This window comes from Polycladomyces abyssicola (assembly GCF_018326425.1).
Lineage (GTDB): Bacteria > Bacillota > Bacilli > Thermoactinomycetales > JIR-001 > Polycladomyces > Polycladomyces abyssicola.
Genome location: NZ_AP024601.1, coordinates 574,128 through 590,028 on the forward strand (window position 1 = coordinate 574,128; position 15,901 = coordinate 590,028).

Annotated in this window: 14 protein-coding genes; 11 read left to right on the forward strand and 3 right to left on the reverse strand. The window is 52.7% G+C overall.

The features are described from left to right. Nucleotides 1–42: 42 nt before the first annotated feature. Together KI215_RS02920 and exaC are read right to left on the reverse strand one after the other, a co-directional pair. The gene (locus KI215_RS02920) at nucleotides 43–420 is read right to left on the reverse strand and encodes a DUF779 domain-containing protein (protein ID WP_212774096.1); all 378 of its coding nucleotides are present in this window, start codon (nucleotides 418–420) and stop codon (nucleotides 43–45) included. An 18-nt stretch (nucleotides 421–438) separates the two neighbouring features. Then, nucleotides 439–1,971 (reverse strand): acetaldehyde dehydrogenase ExaC, encoded by a 1,533-nt coding sequence (gene exaC, locus KI215_RS02925; protein WP_212774097.1) that lies wholly within the window; start codon nucleotides 1,969–1,971, stop codon nucleotides 439–441. 318 nt (nucleotides 1,972–2,289) lie between these two features. On the opposite strand from exaC, the gene KI215_RS02930 reads away from it, so the two are divergent. The 7 genes from KI215_RS02930 (at nucleotide 2,290) to KI215_RS02960 (ending at nucleotide 10,965) form a co-directional block, all read left to right on the forward strand. After that, a complete protein-coding gene (locus KI215_RS02930; RefSeq protein WP_212774098.1) occupies nucleotides 2,290–4,167 on the forward strand; it encodes a sigma-54-dependent Fis family transcriptional regulator in 1,878 nt (625 codons plus the stop codon). Between the two features lie 29 nt (nucleotides 4,168–4,196). Further along, nucleotides 4,197–4,547, forward strand: a complete 351-nt coding sequence (locus KI215_RS02935) for an Mpo1-like protein (protein WP_212774099.1) — start codon at nucleotides 4,197–4,199, stop codon at nucleotides 4,545–4,547. 324 nt (nucleotides 4,548–4,871) lie between these two features. Further along, nucleotides 4,872–5,873 (forward strand): Bug family tripartite tricarboxylate transporter substrate binding protein, encoded by a 1,002-nt coding sequence (locus KI215_RS02940; RefSeq protein WP_212774100.1) that lies wholly within the window; start codon nucleotides 4,872–4,874, stop codon nucleotides 5,871–5,873. Nucleotides 5,874–5,888: 15 nt separating this feature from the next. Then, the gene (locus tag KI215_RS02945; RefSeq protein WP_212774101.1) at nucleotides 5,889–6,347 is read left to right on the forward strand and encodes a tripartite tricarboxylate transporter TctB family protein; all 459 of its coding nucleotides are present in this window, start codon (nucleotides 5,889–5,891) and stop codon (nucleotides 6,345–6,347) included. A gap of 13 nt (nucleotides 6,348–6,360) precedes the next feature. Next, nucleotides 6,361–7,887: a tripartite tricarboxylate transporter permease gene (locus KI215_RS02950; RefSeq protein ID WP_212775036.1), complete on the forward strand. Its 1,527-nt coding sequence runs from the start codon at nucleotides 6,361–6,363 to the stop codon at nucleotides 7,885–7,887. A 524-nt stretch (nucleotides 7,888–8,411) separates the two neighbouring features. After that, nucleotides 8,412–8,975: a hypothetical protein gene (locus KI215_RS02955; RefSeq protein ID WP_212774102.1), complete on the forward strand. Its 564-nt coding sequence runs from the start codon at nucleotides 8,412–8,414 to the stop codon at nucleotides 8,973–8,975. 406 nt (nucleotides 8,976–9,381) lie between these two features. Continuing rightward, nucleotides 9,382–10,965 carry an APC family permease gene (locus KI215_RS02960; protein ID WP_212775037.1) on the forward strand — a complete coding sequence of 528 codons (1,584 nt, stop codon included), beginning with the start codon at nucleotides 9,382–9,384 and terminating at the stop codon, nucleotides 10,963–10,965. Between the two features lie 250 nt (nucleotides 10,966–11,215). Here the strand turns inward: KI215_RS02960 and KI215_RS02965 are convergent, their stop codons facing one another. Then, entirely contained in the window at nucleotides 11,216–11,740 is a 525-nt protein-coding gene (locus KI215_RS02965; RefSeq protein ID WP_212774103.1) for a type 1 glutamine amidotransferase domain-containing protein, read from the reverse strand. 402 nt (nucleotides 11,741–12,142) lie between these two features. Here KI215_RS02965 and sufC point away from each other — a divergent pair, with 402 nt between their 5' ends. The 4 genes from sufC to sufU are packed head-to-tail and all read left to right on the forward strand — an operon-like array spanning nucleotide 12,143 to nucleotide 15,901. Beyond that, nucleotides 12,143–12,931 carry a Fe-S cluster assembly ATPase SufC gene (gene sufC / locus KI215_RS02970; RefSeq protein WP_212775038.1) on the forward strand — a complete coding sequence of 263 codons (789 nt, stop codon included), beginning with the start codon at nucleotides 12,143–12,145 and terminating at the stop codon, nucleotides 12,929–12,931. 15 nt (nucleotides 12,932–12,946) lie between these two features. Beyond that, the gene (gene sufD, locus KI215_RS02975; RefSeq protein ID WP_212774104.1) at nucleotides 12,947–14,257 is read left to right on the forward strand and encodes a Fe-S cluster assembly protein SufD; all 1,311 of its coding nucleotides are present in this window, start codon (nucleotides 12,947–12,949) and stop codon (nucleotides 14,255–14,257) included. After that, nucleotides 14,254–15,474, forward strand: coding sequence for a cysteine desulfurase (locus KI215_RS02980; protein ID WP_212774105.1), 1,221 nt, complete (start codon nucleotides 14,254–14,256; stop codon nucleotides 15,472–15,474). The genes sufD and KI215_RS02980 overlap by 4 nt, the downstream gene beginning before the upstream one ends. After that, nucleotides 15,461–15,901 carry a Fe-S cluster assembly sulfur transfer protein SufU gene (sufU, locus tag KI215_RS02985; RefSeq protein WP_212774106.1) on the forward strand — a complete coding sequence of 147 codons (441 nt, stop codon included), beginning with the start codon at nucleotides 15,461–15,463 and terminating at the stop codon, nucleotides 15,899–15,901. Before KI215_RS02980 ends, sufU begins: the two co-directional genes overlap by 14 nt.

Consider the following 15,901-nt stretch of genomic DNA (forward strand, 5'->3'; position numbering starts at 1 on the left):
CCTGGATTAGGAACGGACAATTTTGCTGAGAAAAGGGTTTGATCAACCGGGGATGCGAATTGGCTCCAGCCGTTCCCGTTCCTCCGTCGTAAACGGTCGGGAACGGATGAGGAAGCGCACACCCAACGGGATTTCCAGGGAGAATGAAGCACCCCTGCCGGGGGTGACATCCACTGTAAGCTGCGTATGCTGCCAGTATTCGAATTGGGAACGGGACATATAGAATTCACAACCGTCGATTTCGCCGAGCAACACATCGCTGGAACCGACCCGGAACTCCCCTTTGCGAAAACACATGGGGGAGGAACCGTCACAACAACCGCCGCTTTGGTGAAACATCAGCTCGCCGTGTTCGGCTCGCAACTGCTCAATCACGCGTTTGGCCTCGTCGGTGACGAGTACGCGTTTGACCGTTTCCATCAACACCAACTCCCGGGTTTAGAAGAATCCCATCGGATTCTTGTCGTAGGAGATCAGGACGTTTTTCGTTTGCTGATAGTGTTCCAACATCATTTTGTGATTTTCCCGCCCGATACCAGATTGTTTGTACCCGCCGAAGGCGGCGTGTGCCGGATACAGGTGGTAGCAGTTGACCCACACACGGCCGGCTTCGATCTTCCGGGCGATTTGGTAGGCTTGATGCACGTCGCGTGTCCAGAGACCAGCACCCAGGCCGTACAGCGTGTCATTGGCGATTTCCAGCAGTTCCGTTTCGTCCTTGAACGTGGTGACGGATACGACCGGACCAAAGATTTCCTCTTGGAAGATGCGCATTTTGTTGTGACCTTCAAAGACGGTCGGCTCGATGTAGAAGCCGTTCGGGTAGCGTTCGTTTTGGTACGGTCGTCCGCCGGTAAGGCATTTGGCTCCTTCTTCCTTGCCGAGGGCGATGTAGCTCAGGATCTTTTCATATTGATCGTTGGAGGCTTGCGCACCCATCATCGTGGTTGGGTCGAGCGGGTCACCCAATTTGATCTTCTTCACCCGTTCCAGTGCCCGTTCCATAAAGGCGTCATAAATCGATTCCTGGATGAGCGCACGGGACGGACAGGTGCAGACTTCCCCCTGATTGAGGGCAAACATGGTGAAGCCCTCCAGAGCCTTATCCAGGAACTCATCATCGGCTTCCAGTACGCTTTCCGTGAAGATGTTCGGAGATTTTCCACCCAGCTCCAGCGTAACTGGCGTGATGTTTTCGGAGGCGTACTGCATGATGAGGCGCCCGGTAGTCGTTTCGCCTGTGAAGGCCACTTTGCCCACACGGGGTGACGAAGCGAGCGGTTGACCCGCTTCCGGTCCGAAACCGTTGACCACGTTTACCACACCCGGCGGGAGCAAATCAGCGATCAATTCCATGAAGAGCAGGATGGTAGCCGGTGTTTGTTCTGCCGGTTTCAGCACCACACAGTTGCCGGCGGCCAAAGCGGGAGCCAGTTTCCACGCCGCCATCAGGAGCGGGAAGTTCCAGGGGATGATTTGTCCGACGACGCCGATCGGTTCTTTGATATGAAGCGATACTGTGCTGGCGTCAATCTCGGACATGCTGCCCTCTTCACCGCGAATCACGCCGGCAAAATAGCGGAAGTGGTCGATGGCCAGCGGCAGATCGGCATTCAGCGTTTCACGGATCGGCTTTCCGTTGTCCCAGGTTTCTGACAAGGCCAGTTTCTCCAGATTTTCCTCCATACGGTCCGCGATTTTCAGTAGGATATTGCTACGCTCAGTGACGGAGGTGTTCGCCCATTTTTCCTTGGCGGCATGTGCTTTGTCCAGAGCGTACTCGATATCTTCTTTTCGAGAGCGGGGAACACGGGTAAACGCTTGACCGTCAACCGGAGAGATGTCGTCGAAATACTCTCCGCCCACAGGCGGCACCCATTCTCCACCGATGAAGTTTTCGTACTGAGACCGGTAGTGAAGCAAGCTCCCTTCTGTATTGGGCTTTTTGTAGCCGGACAACGTGACGCTCATCCTTCCCAGCCTCCTTGCAAAATAGTTTGGTAGCGTTTCCGCCCATCAAGAAAGAGCAAATTCTATGCCAAACTCTACATCGCGAAATCAAGGCCATCAGTTGTTCCGTTTTTGTTCCAGCGGTGTATCGGTGTTTCAGTTTGGAACAGTTTTTTCTGAAATCAATTGAAATTTCCGAACATAAACGCTATACTCGAATTTGGAAGACACTGGGTGTGTCTGATCAATGGGTGAGACGGCAACGTTTTGCTTAGCGTAGAGTCGAAAAAGCGGACATGATGTATCCGACACGTCTCAGTCGACCGCGGAGGGATTTTTATGCAAGCGGAGCCGGAACAAAACGAGCTTCCCCCGATGTTGGCATCCTCGTGGAAACGAAGTCGCAAATGGGGTGTCGATCCCAAAAGCGTGCAGGACGAGTTGCTGACCGACGGCGAACTGGAAGACCGAAGGGAGCGGATGCGTGATCTGTTCCAAGCCTGCTCGCCAGTATTGGAAACGCTGTACATGCAGGTAAGGCATTCCTCTTTCATGGTGTTGGTATCGGATCGGGACGGATATATCGTAGCCAAGTGGGGAGATCCGCCGTTTACCGATCGTGCGTCTCGGGTCCGGCTGGATATCGGGGCCAATTGGGAAGAACGGGTGAAGGGGACAAATGCGATCGGTACATCCTTGGCAGAATCCAAACCGGTTTCGGTTTGGGGAAACCAGCATTATTGTGAAGAGAACCGGTTTTTGACCTGCTATGCGGCTCCTTTGTATTCACCGACGGGAGAACTGTTGGGGATTCTCGACGTCAGCGGAGACGCCCGGCTGCATCATCCCCATACGTTGGGGATGGTGATCACGGCCGCACAAGCGTGTCAGGCTCGTCTGTTGCTGCATCAAGCCCGACGCGAACTGGTCTTGCAAATGCGGGAAGCGGACGCACTGATGGAAAGTATGAGTCACCCGATGATCGCCGTCGATACGGATGGGCAGATCACCCGGGTGAATCAGTCCGCGGCCAGGTGGTTGGGACACGCGATGGCGGATTGCATCGGGCAACCGCTGACCCGTTGGTTTGATCCCGACGATGTCAAAGTGCTGCTGACAAGATCGGACCGAGATGTGAGCGTTCTGAAGCCCGCCCTCGCAGACAGCGATGTTTCCTGGGTGGCTAAACCCATCCAAGATGAGCGGAAACGGACGTTTCGCATTCATCTTACTGGTCGGATTCCGGCAGACAGCCATTCCGACAAACAGGAACCCGTTTCCAATCTGGTAGTGGGTTGCCCCAAGGTGAGGGAAGTGTTTGAGCTGGCTGTTCGGATCGCTCCTTCCCCCCTTACGTTGCTGATCCGTGGGGAAACGGGGACGGGCAAGGATCGGCTGGCACGTACCGTTCACGAGGCCAGCGGAAGAAAAGGTGCGTTTGTTGCCGTCAACTGCGGGGCGATTCCCGAGACGCTGGTGGAGTCGGAGTTGTTCGGCTACGAAAAAGGGGCATTTACGGGAGCGCGAAAGGACGGATACAAAGGGAAGTTTGAAGCGGCTGACGGAGGCACGCTATTTCTGGACGAGATCGGGGACATGCCGCCAGCTTCACAGGTGGTGTTGTTGCGTGTTTTGGAGGAAAAGAAAGTGACCCGGATCGGTTCTCATCGGCCGATCCCGGTTGATGTGCGCGTGATCGCCGCGACGCATCAGAATCTGGAACAGGCTGTCGCTGAAGGACGTTTCCGGGCTGATCTCTTTTACCGTCTGCGTGAGATGGAGTTGGTTCTGCCGCCTCTTCGGGAGCGGACAGACCTGCGTTTGTTGGCGGAACATTTTTTGAAGAAGGTGGAGCAGGAGCTGGGACGTGCCATCGGGGTTTCAGATGAAGTGTGGCCCATCCTCGAACAGCACGATTGGCCGGGAAATCTCCGTGAACTGCGGCAAGTGATCCGGCAGTCGGCTTATCAAGCGTGTTTGATTCGAGGAGTGGATTGGATCAGCCTTCAGGACTTGCCTCTGCTGAGGCGCGAAGAGCCTGGATCGGAAAAGACGGTTTCTTTACTCTCGATCAACGACGCCGAGGAGCGGGCCGTTGCACAGGCGATTCAAGCTGCACGCGGGAATCTTTCGGAGGCTGCCAGATTGCTTGGGATCGGCCGTACCACGTTGTATCGGAAATTGCACAAATATCCCCATCTCAAACCGAGGTGTTGAATCGGTCAAACAAAAAGGGAGGTGTTCGCATGTTCACTGATTTCCAATCGTTCTGGCTACACTATCTGAGACAGCACAGCAAGAAAAAAACGCGACAGTGGCATGCGGCGGGCACATCCATGGTGGTGGTGTGTGCAGTGTTGGCGTTGGTCACCATGGAATGGAAGTGGCTGTTGTTGGCGCCTGTGATTGCGTATGGATTTGCGTGGTACAGTCACTTTTTCATTGAGGGAAACAAACCGGCCACGTTCGGCCATCCGTTGTGGTCACTGGTTGCTGATTTTCGTATGGTGTTTCTCATGTTGACCGGCAAACTGGATGAGGAGTTACAGAAAGCACAGATCGGGCATGTCGAGATGCGCTCGTCCAATTTGGATTAGTCCTTATGCAAATGGATTACGATTCGCGGGAAATCGCGCGACTGATGCAAGAAAATATCGATCGGCGTCTCCGGAAAGTTTAAATAAAAAAGATGATGAACTATTGGTGCCACTCTGAAATAGAGTGGCTTTTGCTTTTTGTGGTCGAAATCGAACGAGAGGAAAACGGTTCACCTAATCTTGAGTAGTTTAGTGGTGAGCGGGCAAATATTGGTGAAGTGAAACATACAACTTACGTCGACATTATTTTATCTAAAATATTTATTTTTTCTGTTGATTCTGATACCATATATCATACAAAACAAGTGGATAGGAGGAATTTTGATGAGAAATGCGGCTATCGCTTGGATGTGCGCACTGGTGCTGGTGGTTGTAACCGCTTGCAGCGGGAACCCTTGGACCGCGGGTGCCTATCCTGCAAAACCGATTACCGTGGTCGCGCCTTCCGGTGTGGGCGGAGGTTGGGATTTGACTGCCCGGGCATTGGTCAAGGCGCTACGGGAATCCAAGTTGGTGGATCAAACGATGAGCGTTGAAAATAGACCGGGTGGTGGTGGCACGGTGTTTTTGGCCGAATACGCTACCCAAGACCGGGCCAATCCTTACAAACTGTTCGTCAATTCCCCTCCAATCCTGATCAATCATCTGAAAAAAGAGGGCAACAGTCCGTTCGGATATCGGGATACGACGCCGTTGGGACAGTTGACCGAAGATTTCGGTGCTTATGTAGTTCGGTCAGACTCGCCTTACCGCGATTTACGCTCTGTCCTACAGGTGATTCGAACCCATCCCGAACGCTTGACAGTGGCGGGCGGGTCGGCCCCTGGTTCCATGGATCACCTGATGGCGGTTCTCCCCGTTTATTATTCGGGTGTTTCGCCGAAAAAGATGAAATATGTCTCCTATGATGGTGGAGGAGAAGCGATGGCCGCTTTGTTGGGAGGAAATGCTGATTTGATCGCTACCGATGCATCTAGTGTCGGTGAATATCTGAAGGCGGGCAAAGTGCGGGTACTGGCCGTCACCGCTCCACATCGGCTGGACGGCGAATTGAAAACAGTACCAACGTTAAAGGAGTTGGGTATCAACACCCAATTCGTCATTTGGCGAGGGGTGTTCGGACCCAAGCAAATGCCGCCGCAAGCGGTGAAATATTGGCAGAAGCAGTTGAAAGCTTTGTCTGAGCATCCGGCTTGGAAACGGGAGTTGGCGGCCAACCATTGGATCGGACGATATCGGGACGCTCAATCATTTCAGGCGTTTTTAGAGGAGCAGGATCAGCAGATCCGTACGCTGTTGAAGGTGTTGGGCATGGCCAAGCCCTGATGGGAGGGATTGCAGTTGAGCAAGAAGTTTGATCGGGCGGCTGCTATCGTCTTTATCTTGATCGGAGTCGTGTTTGTAGCCGAAAGCCGCAGGATTGCCGACACAGCTTACGGCAGTGTGGTGGGACCTGATATCTTTCCCATGATCCTGGGTGGCGTGCTGGCGTTGCTGGGACTACGCCTGTTGATGGAAACATTCCGCTATCCGGACCAGTTGGAGAAGAAGGAAAGACCGGATGTGAAACGATTCGCCGTGATACTGGCGGCCACGATATTGTACGGCGCGCTGCTGGAAACATTGGGTTACATTTTGTCTACTTTTCTCTTTCTCGTCGTCGCCTTTCAAACGATGGAACGGGGGAGTTGGGGAAAAACCTTTTTGATTTCAGGTGCTTTCTCCGTGGGAGTGTACGGGTTGTTCGTCATGGTTTTGGAAGGAACATTGCCCGGTTTGCCGTTTTGGCTGAGCGGATAAGGGGGGAACGGCCATCGAAACACTGGCGTATCTGTTGAAGGGATTTCAAACGGCACTCGAATGGCACAATTTGTTGTTTGCATTTGTCGGCGTATTGATTGGTACGGCTGTAGGTGTGTTGCCCGGCATCGGGCCCATGAGCGGCGTGGCACTCCTCATCCCGCTCACCGCCACGATGACGGCCGGAGCACAGCCGGAAGAAGCGGCCGCCAGCGCCATCATCCTGTTGGCGGGTGTTTACTACGGGGCGATGTATGGAGGGTCCACCACATCGATTCTGTTGAATACACCGGGTGAATCCTCCTCCGTTGTGACTACGTTGGACGGCTATCAATTGGCTCGGCAAGGCCGTGCGGGGGCTGCTTTGGCCATTGCGGCGATCGGGTCGTTCGTTGCCGGCGTGGTGTCATTGGTGGGACTGGTGTTTCTGGCACGACCGTTGTCCGATTTGGCTTTGTCGTTTGGACCAGCCGATTATTTTTCCTTGATGGTGTTGGGGTTGTGTGCTGTCAGCGGATTGGCCGGTAAATCGATGACCAAAGCCTTAATCATGACAGTGATGGGACTGTTGTTGTCGACCATCGGGATGGACAATGTGTCGGGTGTTGCCCGGTTCACTTACGATATACCGGTGTTGTACCAGGGATTGGAGTTTCTCACGGTGGCCGTTGGACTGTTTGCGATGGGGGAAGTGTTTCGGGCGATCCTGGAGAGGGAACGTGGTGAATCGCCGGTGGGCAGGATCGGAAAGGTGATGCCGACTCGCCAGGAATTGGGGCAAAGTGCCATGCCCATTATGCGCGGTTCTCTGTTGGGCTTCCTGATTGGAGTACTGCCAGGGGCAGGGGCGACATTGGCTTCCTTTTTTGCCTATGTTCTGGAGAAAAAGTGGAGCAAACACCCCGAGAAGTTCGGGCGCGGAGCGATTGAGGGGGTGGCCGCACCGGAGTCGGCTAACAACGGGGCATCCGGCGGAGCCATGATCCCGCTGCTAACGCTGGGGATACCCGGTTCCGGCACGACAGCGATTCTCATGGGTGCGCTGATCATGTACAACATCCAGCCCGGTCCGCTGCTGTTTTCGGAGCATCCCCAAGTGGCGTGGGGCTTGATCGCCAGCATGTTCATCGGCAATGTGATGCTGTTGGTTCTCAACATGCCGTTGGTCAAGTTGTTTGCCAAGATCATCGAAACGCCGCCGAAATATCTGCTTCCTCTGATCATCGCCATTTCCGTGTTCGGAGTATATGCCGTCCAGGTCAACATTTTTGACGTGTTTTTGTTGATCGTTTGCGGTGTGATCGGGTACGTGCTCTCCCGAAATGATTTTCCGTTGGCACCGCTTGTTCTGGGATTGGTGTTGGGGCCAATGATTGAGAACAACATGCGGCGGGCGCTTACCGCTTCCAATGGCGACTGGACAGTGTTTGTCGCCAAACCGATGTCCCTGTGCTTCCTGTTGGTCGCCGTTTTATGGATCACCGTAGTGTTGTGGCGAAAACGCTCAAGAGGGAAAGGCGAGGTTTCCGTAAAATTTTGATGCAACTTGATCTGCAAAACTACCTCTTCGTTTTCCCATATAAATTAAGGTGTGTCTGGTGAAATACTGTCCACATCGCTTTCCCGGCTGATCACTTGCGCCTTGCAGGGAAGCGGATGCATGAGCGCTTAGACGGTCAGCGCAGGACGCGGGCAAATTACGTTTCACTTTGAGAAAATGGCCGGCGAATTCAATTCTGCACTTTCCGAGTCTTCACTTCGTTAAGCGATTCCAGGTTCGCGTTTTCTCCTTTGTTCGCAATTTCTTAGCCACCCTTTTATAAGAGAAGGGGAAGCACAGCTTCAGACGGGAGACAAGCCTGTCGAATTTTGCAACAACCTGATCTCTCCGTTTTACGGAGAGTTTTTTTAGTATTTATGGATATTAATTTCAAATTCAACTTAATATATAATACTTATTACCGATATTCATGATTTTTTAACGTAATCTGCTTGACGCGTGTAAATTTTGGGTTTATTTTAAGTTGTATGGGGAGTCCACATATGGGAGGCAATCGGGTACATATGTTAAAAAAACTTATCATCCTTGTATCTTTCGCCCTTATGAGCAGTCTATTATCCGGATGCGGTCAACTTCTTTCGGCTGTCAGCAATCCGCCCAAAGACAGCAAGGCATCGGAGAATACCAGTGATACCAAGGGGCAAGACGGACAAAATCAGGAAGATGTGGAAGGCGCCACGGCTCCGCAGGAAACGTATCAGGAGATCAAGTTCCAGCCGATCAACTGGATCAACGGCGCGCCGGACCCGCAGCCCACACCGGGGGTTTGGGTGTACACCAAAGAGAAACATCCCGGCAATCTTGAGGATTCCTTCACTTGGGATGAAGAGGATGTGTTGTTGGTACAGATCGGCAACCCGGAATATGAAGGGTATGAAATGACTCCGACCAATCTTCAGATAATCAAGCCCGACGTGGTTCGGGTAGTGGTGAAGCTGGAAAAAGATGAGTTCCAGACCGATGAGAAAGAACCGGCTCGGGTGTACATGACTGTCAAGCGGGGATCGCTCGACGGGAAAAAATTCATTGTGGTCGATCAGAACGGAAAAAAACTGCAAACAAAATAAGAAGTTTAATCAAAATGCTCAGTTGAAATGTAACCCGATCTGTTATGAAGATCGGGTTCGTTTTTTCGTGCTATTTTTGAAAAAACGCTGCCGGAGTCATGGATTAGTCCGGGAAATATGGAAGGTTTTTTTATAAACAAGAGTTGTCAAACACTTCCAAGTATAAAGTATTGGCATGGTTCCTATCGATTATGTTATATTAGTTGACGTATGATTTATCCAGTGTATCACCTTCTGACATTTTTGACGCCATAAATCAGGCAACTTACCGTCTATTACGGATCCGGAACGATAGCAGGATCATTCGCAAATGTCTGCCAACTCCCGCATGGTTGTCTTCGCAAATCCATGCATACGGATGTAAACGCTTCAATGGAGAGGAAGTGATTCGGTGTCGGAAAAAAACATGAAAAAAGATTTGGGAACGTTTGCCCTGATGATGACGGGCTTGGGTTCCATCATCGGCTCCGGCTGGTTGTTCGGTGCGTGGAAAGCGGCGTCGGTTGCCGGACCTGCGGCGATTTTCGCCTGGATTTTGGGCATGATTGCCATTATGTTCATCGGTTTGACGTATGCGGAGTTGGGCGCGATGTTTCCACAAACGGGCGGTATGGTGCGTTATGCCCAATATTCGCATGGTTCCTTTGTAGGCTTCATTTCCGGTTGGGCCAACTGGATCGCGATCGTTTCGGTTATTCCGGTTGAAGCGGAAGCTTCTGTTCAGTATATGAGTTCGTGGCCATGGGAATGGGCCCGCAACCTGTATGACGGTAAGGAATTGTCGCCGATGGGTCTCTTCCTTGCAGGCATTTTGGTTATCGTGTATTTTCTGTTGAACTACTGGACTGTTCGCCTGTTTGCCGTGGCGAACAATGCCATTACCGTCTTCAAATTTATCGTTCCGGCCTTGACGGCTTTGGGCCTGATCGTCGCCGGATTCCACAGCGGCAACTTTACCGACCACGGTGGTTTCACCCCTTATGGTTGGTCCGGTGTATTAACGGCGATTGCCACCTCCGGTGTGGTGTTCGCGTTCAATGGATTCCAAAGCCCGGTCAACCTGGCGGGCGAAGCAAAAAATCCGAATCGCTCCATTCCAGTGGCAGTGGTCGGTTCGATTATGATCGCCGGTTTGATCTACGTCTTGTTGCAAGTTGCATTTGTCGGTGCGGTGTCTCCTGATCAGGTGGCCAAAGGTTGGGCCAACATCAACCTGAATTCTCCGTTTGCCGATTTGGCTATCGCGCTTAACCTGAACTGGCTGGCGTTGATCCTGTTCGCGGATGCGTTCGTTTCACCGTCGGGCACGGGTATCACCTATACTGCCACAACTGCGCGGATGATTTACGGCATGAAGGAAAACGGCTATATGCCAGGAATTTTCGGTGCCATTCACCCACTTTATGGTGTGCCGCGTGCGGCGATGTGGTTCAACTTGGCCATTTCGTTCGTTTTCCTGCTCTTGTTCCGCGGATGGGGTTCCTTGGCTGAGGTCATTTCGGTCGCGACATTGATTTCGTATGTGACGGGTCCCATCTCGGTCATGGCGTTGCGCCGTACGGCTCCTCATCTGAACCGTCCGCTCAAGGTGAAGGGAATGTCGATCATTGCACCCGTTGCATTCATCATGGCGTCTTTGATCCTGTACTGGGCGACTTGGCCACTGACGGGTGAAGTGATCTTGATCATGATGTTGGGTCTGCCGATCTACTTCTATTATCAGGCGAAATCGAACTGGACCGGTTTTGGCCGCCAGCTGAAAGCGGGCATGTGGCTGATCGTGTATCTGGCCTACATGATTCTGATCTCGTATCTGGGCAGCGACAAATTCGGTGGACACAACTACATTCCGTACGGTTTCGACATGGCACTGATCGCTGTATCGTCCTTGGCTTTTTACTACTGGGGAATCAAAAGCGCTTGGGAAACCGAGTACATCCAAGCTAGCAAAGAAGAAAAAGCTCTGGAAAAGTCTGCAGCTTCGATGTAATGGCGAAACAACACAGCCTTCCGCATATCTTAAGCGGAAGGCTGTTACTGTAAGGAGACGCTCAGCGCCGATCACGGTCATTTTGTTCGGCGGAATCGCGGGGTGAGGACGATTCGGACTCAACTCGAACATACCAACCCTTGCCAATGGATCGGTAAAGATGCCGGTTTTTCTTGTGCAGGGGGCAAAATTCACATCGGCCGCCCGGTCTCTGAAGGTAGCACTGAATACAGCGGATCGGTTGCATGGTTCAGCTTCCGGCCAATGCGTCACAGAAAGCTTTGGCGTAAGGCGGCAAATCCGGCGGACGGCGGCTGGAGATGATGTGTCCGTCAACGACGACCGGTTCATCGACCCAAGTAGCTCCGGCATTTACCATATCATCGCGGATGCCGGGCGTAGACGTTACTCGTTTGCCGCGGAGAATACCGGCGGAGATCAGCACCCAACCTGCATGGCAGATATGTCCGATCGGTTTTTGGGCTGCATCCATCACGCGGACCATGTTCAGCACCGATTCGTAACGTCGCAACTTGTCGGGCGCCCAACCGCCAGGCACCAAGATGCCGTCGAAATCATTCGGGTCGATGTCGTCGAATGCGGCATCTGTCCGAACGGGTACACCATATTTTCCTTTATACTCGGCTTTTGCTTCGGGACCGACCAAAACCACTTCCGCTCCCTCTTCCTGGACGCGGAGGACGGGATACCAGAGCTCCAAATCTTCAAATTCGTTTTCCACCAGCGCAATCACTTTTTTTCCGGCGAGGCGCATGTTTCTCCTCCCTTTCCTGCAAGTTAAAACTGACAGATTTCCGGATGGGATGACCACCAAGTTCATCTATGCACGATTGTACCTTGATCCCCATGAGCACATGATATAGAATAGAATGAGAATCAGATGATAATCAGTTTAAGGAAAGATTGGTTTCACCGTCCCGGTTTCATCGTACCATCAGCTGTGGCCATCCCGCAAATGGAATCGGGACGCACTGGCGTTGGAAATTCCCGAAGGCGCCCAGGACGAGTCTGGTCCTACGGTTATGAGGCAAAGGCAGAAGGCAGCTTTTTGCGGAACTTTGTCGGCGATAATCAGCAGACTGGATCGGCCAGACACGCCCAAGCAGGCGCCGTTCGGTTTGAACATACAAGTGCTGACGCATTGGAGGAATTGTATATGTCGAACGTACCGAAGCTCAAAATAGAAAATCTTCACGTAAACGTAGAAGGAAAAGAGATTCTCAAAGGCGTCAACCTGGAAATCAACGGCGGCGAAGTGCACGCCATCATGGGTCCTAACGGGACGGGAAAAAGCACGTTGGCTTCGGCGCTGATGGGACATCCCAAATATGAAGTGACCAGCGGTAGCGTGACGCTGGACGGCGAAGACGTACTGGAGATGGAAGTGGATGAACGGGCGCGCAAAGGCCTGTTTCTGGCTATGCAGTATCCGAGTGAGATCAGCGGAGTGACCAACTCGGATTTCCTGCGTACCGCCATCAACGCCAAACGCGGTGAAGGAAACGAAATTTCCCTGATGAAGTTCATCCGCAAAATGGATGAAAAAATGGCCATGCTCAATATGGATGAATCGTTTGCTCACCGTTATCTGAACGAAGGTTTTTCCGGCGGTGAGAAAAAACGGAACGAGATTTTGCAGATGATGATGTTGGAACCCCGCATCGCCATCCTGGACGAAATTGATTCCGGTCTCGACATCGATGCGTTGAAAGTGGTGGCCAAAGGCGTCAACTCCATGCTGGGGCCGAATTTGGGCGTTCTGATCATTACGCACTATCAACGGTTGTTGAACTACATCAAACCGGATTTCGTCCATGTATTCATGCAAGGACGGATCGTGAAGTCGGGCGGTCCGGAATTGGCGGAACGGCTGGAAGCGGAAGGTTATGACTGGATCAAGGAAGAGCTGGGCATCGAAGACGAAACCGTCGGGCAGCAATCGTAAGGCGGGGTGGCGATCATGAGCGTAGATACCGGATTGTTGTTCGAGCAAAACGTCGTCGAAACATTGTCTCAGTCCCAGCAAGAGCCTGAATGGATGCTCCAGCTTCGCCTGAAAGCGTTGAAAACCGCCGCGTCGCTCCACCTGCCCAAAGTGGAGAAGACGCGGATTGATCGGTGGAACTTCACTTCGTTCCAGCCGTACACCCCGGCCGAATCGCTGTCGGGTCTGGATCAACTGCCCGAAGAGATTCGCGCCTTGCTGTCCTCCGAAGCACAGGATGACAATGTGATCGTACAAAAAAACTCCAGCCCGGTGTACCGCCATTTGCAGAGCGAACTTGCGGAAAAAGGCGTCATCTTCCAGGATCTCGCCTCCGCCGTGCGTGAACATCCGGAACTGGTGAAGCGATATTTTATGACCGATGCGGTACGGGTGGATGAACATCGCCTGACAGCATTGCATGCCGCATTGTGGTCGGGTGGCGTCTTCCTGTATGTGCCGCGCAATGTGGAAGTGGATCTGCCGTTCCAAAGCCTGTTCTGGGCCGAAGGTACGGAAGTCGGCATGTTGCCCCACGTATTGGTGGTTGCTGAAGACAACAGTCGTGTGGATCTGGTCGTCAACTTCGTTTCCGCCAAAAACGGGACGACCGGTGTCAATAACAGCATCATCGAAACCTTTGTCGGACCGGGAGCCCATGTTCGTGTGGCAACAGTCAACAACATGGGCGACCAGATCGTCGATACGACCTACCGCCGTGCGATCGTGGACCGGGATGGCCGGATGGAATGGATCATCGGCGATCTCGGTACAGGTCGGATCATTTCGGACAACACCACACATCTCAAAGGCGACGGAGGATACGTCGACGTGAAAACCATCGCCGTGGGGACCGATGAAACGCGCGCCAACATCACATCGACCGTACACCACTGGGGCAAATCGACCGAAAGTGACATCAACGCGCGCGGAGTGATGAAAGACCAAGCGTCATCCATTATCAACGGCATCACCAAGATCGAAAAGGGTGCGAAACAAGCGAACGGTCAGCAAGCCGAAAAAGTGTTGATGCTCAATCGTGAAGCCCGCGGAGATGCCAACCCGATTCTCCTGATCGATGAAAACGACGTGAAAGCCGGCCACGCGGCCAGTGTCGGACGGGTCGATGAGTTGCAACTGTATTATTTGATGTCACGCGGCATCTCGCGTCAGGAAGCGGAAAAGCTCATCATTTTCGGTTTCTTGTCCCCGGTGTTGTCGGCCATTCCGATTGAGGCGCTGCGTGATCGTCTGCACGGCGTGATCGAAAGGAAATTCGGAAGATGAATCAGTATAAAAAAGATTTTCCGATTCTGCATCAAGAAGTAAATGGTCACCCGTTGGTATATCTTGATAGTGCAGCCACATCACAAAAGCCGATTCAGGTAATCGAAGCGGTGGAACAATACTACCGCGGGTACAACTCCAACGTACACCGTGGGGTACACACGCTGGGCACCCGCGCCACGGATGCGTACGAAGGAGCACGGGAAAAGGTACGCGGATTTATCAATGCCCGTTCCACCAAGGAAGTGATCTTTACTCGGGGAACGACGACCGCCCTCAACCTGGTGGCGCACAGCTATGCTCGGACCCATTTGGGTGAAGGCGACGAAATCGTCATTTCTCCGGCGGAACATCACAGTAACCTGATTCCGTGGCAACAGGCGGCCAAAGCGACGGGCGCGACGCTGAAATATTTTGAGCTGGAACCTGACGGCACGATTGATTTGGAGAAGGCGAAACAAACCATCACCGAACGGACGAAAATCGTCGCTATCGGACATGTGTCCAACGTGCTGGGTACGGTGAATCCGGTCAAAGAACTTGCTACGATGGTGCATGCAGTCGGAGGCGTCATCGTGGTCGACGGTGCCCAGAGCGTACCGCACATGAAAGTGGACGTACAGGATTTGGATTGCGATTTCCTTGCCTTTTCCGGGCACAAAATGATGGCTCCGACCGGGATCGGTGTACTCTACGGGAAAGAAGCGTTGTTGGAACAGATGGAGCCGGTCGAGTTCGGCGGGGAAATGATCGATCATGTGGATTTGTATGAATCCACCTGGAAAGAGTTGCCGTGGAAATTTGAAGGTGGCACGCCGATTATCGCCGGCGCGATCGGTCTCGGGGCGGCCATCGATTATTTGCAGGAGATCGGCATGGACACCGTCGAAGCACATGACCGTAAACTGGCCGCGTATGCAATCGAGCAGTTGGAGAAGATCGATGGTCTTACCATATACGGTCCCAAACAAGACCGCATGGCCGTCATCACGTTTAACTTGGGTAATATCCATCCGCATGACGTGGCCACGGTGTTGGACGCCGAAGGTATTGCCGTACGTGCTGGACACCACTGTGCGCAACCTTTGATGCGGTGGTTGAATGTGACGGCCACGGCGCGGGCCAGCTTCTATTTGTACAACTCGGAAGAAGATATTGATCTGTTGGTGAAAGGGTTACAAAAAACGAAGGAGTATTTCGGTCATGTCCTTGGATGAATTGTACCGTCGCGTGATTATGGACCATTACCAGAAACCCCGCAACCGTGGACGGATTGAGGATGACGCGGTTACCATCGATTTAAACAATCCGACCTGCGGTGACCGCGTCTCCGTGCAAATGCGGGTGAAGGATGGTACAATAGAAGAAGCAAAGTTCCTTGGCGAAGGATGCTCGATCAGTCTGGCTTCCGCCTCGATGATGACGGAAGCCGTCAGGGGACTGAAAGTGGAAGATGCCCTTCGCTTGGTGGATCTCTTTTCAGAGATGATGCAAGGAAAAGATGTGGACTTTGAACAGTTTCCATTGGAAGATATCGAAGCCTTGAGCGGCGTGTCGAAGTTTCCGGCACGGATCAAATGCGCCACTCTGGCTTGGAAGGCCTTGGAGAAGGGATTGAAGAGCTCCCAGGCAAGTGGGCATTAA

What these genes read in the sequence shown, in the direction of transcription:
- KI215_RS02920 (WP_212774096.1), bottom strand. Translation starts at nt 420, where the DNA reads ATGGAAACGGTCAAACGCGTACTCGTCACCGACGAGGCCAAACGCGTG.
- exaC (WP_212774097.1), bottom strand. Translation starts at nt 1,971, where the DNA reads ATGAGCGTCACGTTGTCCGGCTACAAAAAGCCCAATACAGAAGGGAGC.
- KI215_RS02930 (WP_212774098.1), top strand. Translation starts at nt 2,290, where the DNA reads ATGCAAGCGGAGCCGGAACAAAACGAGCTTCCCCCGATGTTGGCATCC.
- KI215_RS02935 (WP_212774099.1), top strand. Translation starts at nt 4,197, where the DNA reads ATGTTCACTGATTTCCAATCGTTCTGGCTACACTATCTGAGACAGCAC.
- KI215_RS02940 (WP_212774100.1), top strand. Translation starts at nt 4,872, where the DNA reads ATGAGAAATGCGGCTATCGCTTGGATGTGCGCACTGGTGCTGGTGGTT.
- KI215_RS02955 (WP_212774102.1), top strand. Translation starts at nt 8,412, where the DNA reads ATGTTAAAAAAACTTATCATCCTTGTATCTTTCGCCCTTATGAGCAGT.
- KI215_RS02960 (WP_212775037.1), top strand. Translation starts at nt 9,382, where the DNA reads ATGAAAAAAGATTTGGGAACGTTTGCCCTGATGATGACGGGCTTGGGT.
- KI215_RS02965 (WP_212774103.1), bottom strand. Translation starts at nt 11,740, where the DNA reads ATGCGCCTCGCCGGAAAAAAAGTGATTGCGCTGGTGGAAAACGAATTT.
- sufC (WP_212775038.1), top strand. Translation starts at nt 12,143, where the DNA reads ATGTCGAACGTACCGAAGCTCAAAATAGAAAATCTTCACGTAAACGTA.
- sufD (WP_212774104.1), top strand. Translation starts at nt 12,947, where the DNA reads ATGAGCGTAGATACCGGATTGTTGTTCGAGCAAAACGTCGTCGAAACA.
- KI215_RS02980 (WP_212774105.1), top strand. Translation starts at nt 14,254, where the DNA reads ATGAATCAGTATAAAAAAGATTTTCCGATTCTGCATCAAGAAGTAAAT.
- sufU (WP_212774106.1), top strand. Translation starts at nt 15,461, where the DNA reads ATGTCCTTGGATGAATTGTACCGTCGCGTGATTATGGACCATTACCAG.